Origin of the sequence: Kitasatospora sp. NPDC096147 (assembly GCF_044763225.1) — a bacterium.
In the GTDB taxonomy this organism is placed as follows: Bacteria; Actinomycetota; Actinomycetes; order Streptomycetales; family Streptomycetaceae; genus Kitasatospora.
This window is the reverse complement of the sequence record NZ_JBIWFX010000009.1, coordinates 299491-302529: the sequence shown is the minus strand read 5'-3', so window position 1 is coordinate 302529 and position 3039 is coordinate 299491. Positions and strand designations below refer to the sequence as shown.

At 75.3% G+C, this 3039-nt stretch carries 2 protein-coding genes; one reads left to right on the top strand and one right to left on the bottom strand.

The genetic code is table 11. The annotated features are described in order from the left end of the window. Positions 1–136 precede the first annotated feature (136 nt). Positions 137–2383 (bottom strand): RICIN domain-containing protein, encoded by a 2247-nt coding sequence (locus tag ACIRBX_RS27110; protein ID WP_402300348.1) that lies wholly within the window; start codon positions 2381–2383, stop codon positions 137–139. Between the two features lie 291 nt (positions 2384–2674). Between ACIRBX_RS27110 and ACIRBX_RS27105 the strand changes: the two genes are divergently transcribed. Then, positions 2675–2902: a hypothetical protein gene (locus tag ACIRBX_RS27105; RefSeq protein ID WP_402300347.1), complete on the top strand. Its 228-nt coding sequence runs from the start codon at positions 2675–2677 to the stop codon at positions 2900–2902. Positions 2903–3039: the final 137 nt, after the last annotated feature.

The window sequence follows — 3039 nt, the reverse complement described above, 5'->3', positions numbered from 1 at the left end:
GGGGGGGGGGGGGGGGGGGGGGGGGGGGGGGGGGGGGGGGGGGGGGGGGGGGGGGGGGGGGGGGGGGGGGGGGGGGGGGGGGGGGGGGGGGGGGGCCCCCCCCCCCCCCCCCCCCGGCCCGGGGAGTGCCAGGGCGTCAGGAGGCGGCCTGGATGCTCCAGTTCTGGTACGCCTGGCCGTTCGGCCGCTGGAGCTCCAGCAGCCAGCCGCCGTAGTACCAGCGCTTGCTGGTGCCGAGCAGCAGGTCGGAGCCCTTGGCGGTCAGGCCGAAGCTGCGGCCCGCCGCGCCGATCCGCCACTTCTGCGCGTCGGCGCCGGAGCACGGCTGCTGCGCGACGTACTGCCCGGCCACCGCCGGGCCGCCGAGCTGGAGGCACTTGTCGGACTTGGCCGAGCGGATCCGCAGGTAGCCGTCACCCGCGTCGTCGAACAGCCACTGCTGGTTGGCGTAGCCGGTCCGCTGGTAGCCGATCAGCACGGCCCCGTCCCGGGTGGAGCCGCCCCACATGTCGGCCGCCTGGCCGGTGAGGTCGTTGGCCAGCAGGTAGCGCGTGCCGGGCGTGGTGGGCGACGGGCCGGCCGACTTCGGGGTGCGGAACGCGGTGGCTCGGCCCGGCGCGCCGAGCTTGCCGGCCGCGTCCTGGACGGCCACGGCCACCTGGTACTCGGTGTCCGGCCGCAGACCGATCAGGCGGACCACGGTCGCGTTGACGACGGCCAGCGAACGGCCGCCGACCCGCACGTCGTAGCCGCGCGCACCGGCCACCGCCGGCCAGCTCAGCACGGCCGAGACGGGGGTGGTCTGACCGACCGTCACCCGGGGCGCGGTGGTGCCGCCGGTCGGGGTGGGGCCGGGCGTGGTCGTCGCGGTCGGGGACGGGCTGGGGCTGCCGGTCGCCGAGGTGCTCGGGCTGGGACCGGTGCTGGTGGTGCTGCTGGGCGACGGGCTCGGGCCGGAGCTCGTGCTCGGGCTGGGCGAGGCCGACTTGGAGGGGCTCGGGCTCGCGGTGGTCGGGCTCGGCGACGGCGTCCGGGTCGGGGTCGGGCTCGGCGTCGGGTCCGGGGTGCTGCCGCCGTTGGTGAGCAGGAAGCGGTTGTCGGCGACGTTCCAGTGCGTGGCCAGGTAACTGCCCGGCTGCGGCGCGGTGTTGTAGTAGTCGTCGTGGTTGCAGTCGAGGCGGTCGTCGGAGGCCCGGTTCGGGCAGACGGTCTGCATCTTGGGGTAGTACGGCGAGTCCGAGTAGCACATGATGTCCCACTCGTCGACGCAGTGCGCGCCCTTGCTGGTGTGCGGCGCGCTGTTGTTGACGGCCCCGAGGTTGTGGCCGAGCTCGTGCGCGGCGGTCGAGCCGCCCCAGCAGCCGTTGTCGGTCCGGCCGTAGGAGGGGCCGAAGTTGGAGAGGTTGTCCTGCCCCGGGCGCTCGTCACCGTTGAAGGTGCCTATGCCGCAGTACACGTTCGCGTCCGCGAAGATCATGTACTTGCGGTCCTTGCGGTTGAACCCCTGGGCGGCCAGCGCCTTGTTGCTCGCGCCGAACTCGGCCATCGCCGCGTCCGACAGCTCGACGTTCAACACCGAGGCCGAGCAGTCGGGTTCGGTCACGTAGCGGACGTGGCGGGTGCCGCCGGTCTCCTGCGCGCTGGCGTTGTAGATGACGTCGGTGTCCGCCGCCCACTTCTTGAACGAGGCGAGGTACTGGCCGAAGCGGTCCTTGCCCGGCCCGTGCACGTACAGCACCTGTACTCGGTTGCCGGTGCTGCCGTCGCCGTCGCAGACCACCTTGCCGCCCTCGGCCGCCGCAGCCGCCGCCGGGGTGCCGCCCGCCACCGCGCCGGCCTCGGCCGCCGGGGTCAGCGCGCGACCGCTCTCCAGGTCGAGCACCGGCGGGGCTCCGGCCAACAGCTCGGCAGCGGAAGGGAGTTCACCGCCGGTGGGGGCCAGGTCGGGGGCCGGACGCTCACCGCCGGTGACGGCGGGCGGGGTGTCCTTCTGCACGTCCTTGCCGGGCGGCGGGGCGTCCGGGCCGTGGGTGCACTGGTGGTCCGCGTCGCCCGCCTGGTAGACGCCGGCGCAGCGGTCGCCGGCGGCGGCCGGCACCAGGCCGGTGTAGACGAGCCCCTTGGCCGGCTCGTTCTTGGGCACCGTGGCGACCGGGACGGGCTTCTCCTTGTGCTGCGGTGCGCTGGCGGCGGTCGGCTCCGCCAGTTGTTCCGTCACCTGCTGCACCACCGGCGCGTCCGCCGAGGTGTGCAGGTCCTTGCCGTGGTCGGTGCCGGTCGCGATGGCGAAGGTGCCGGCGATCAGTCCGGCCGCGACGGCGGCTACGGCGAACGACAGTCCGCGACGACTGCGTCGGCGGTGTGACTGCCTCTTGCGTGACATGGGTCTCCTTGTCGGCAGACGGGGAAGTGGTGCGTGCCGACACATGGGAGACCCCCGCCAGAACGGCGATAACGGAAAAATCCGCGAACTTTTCGTGCGGGCCCCCCGGCCCCCGGAACGCCAGGGGCCGTTCCCCTCCGAACGGTTGGGGCACGGCCGGACCGTCGCCGACCCGGAAGCTCAACGGGGGCTCAAGTGCCGTTGACCGGCCCGTACGGGCCGCATAGCTTGTGCGGGAACCGGCACGGGACGCCGGAGGGACCGCCGTCACCGACCACGGGGAGGCCAGGCATGCTGTCGGCCGCCGCACTGCTCGCAGGGCTCGTCACGGCGGTGCTCGCCGCCACCGCCTTCCTGATCCGCCGCGACCGGGCCCGCAGCAGCGGCTCGGACGACTTCTCCGGCGTGCTGATCGAGCGGGCGCACACGGCCGCGGCCGCACGCTCCCGCTCGGCGTTCACCAGCGGGTCGGTCCACCACGGCGGCGGGGCGATCCCCGGGGACCAGTACCGGCCCTGACGCTCCGTCCCGGAATGCCCCTGCGGAGCCGCGACGAGGACGGGCCCGGGGTCGCTCCGCCAGGCCCGCCGCGCCGCAGCGGCGCGGGGCCGCCCCCCCCCCCGGGGGGGGGGCCGCCCCCCCCGGGGGGGCCGGGG

Excerpts from the sequence above, each read along its gene's own strand:
- ACIRBX_RS27110 (WP_402300348.1), bottom strand. The coding sequence starts at position 2,383 with ATGTCACGCAAGAGGCAGTCACACCGCCGACGCAGTCGTCGCGGACTG.
- ACIRBX_RS27105 (WP_402300347.1), top strand. The coding sequence starts at position 2,675 with ATGCTGTCGGCCGCCGCACTGCTCGCAGGGCTCGTCACGGCGGTGCTC.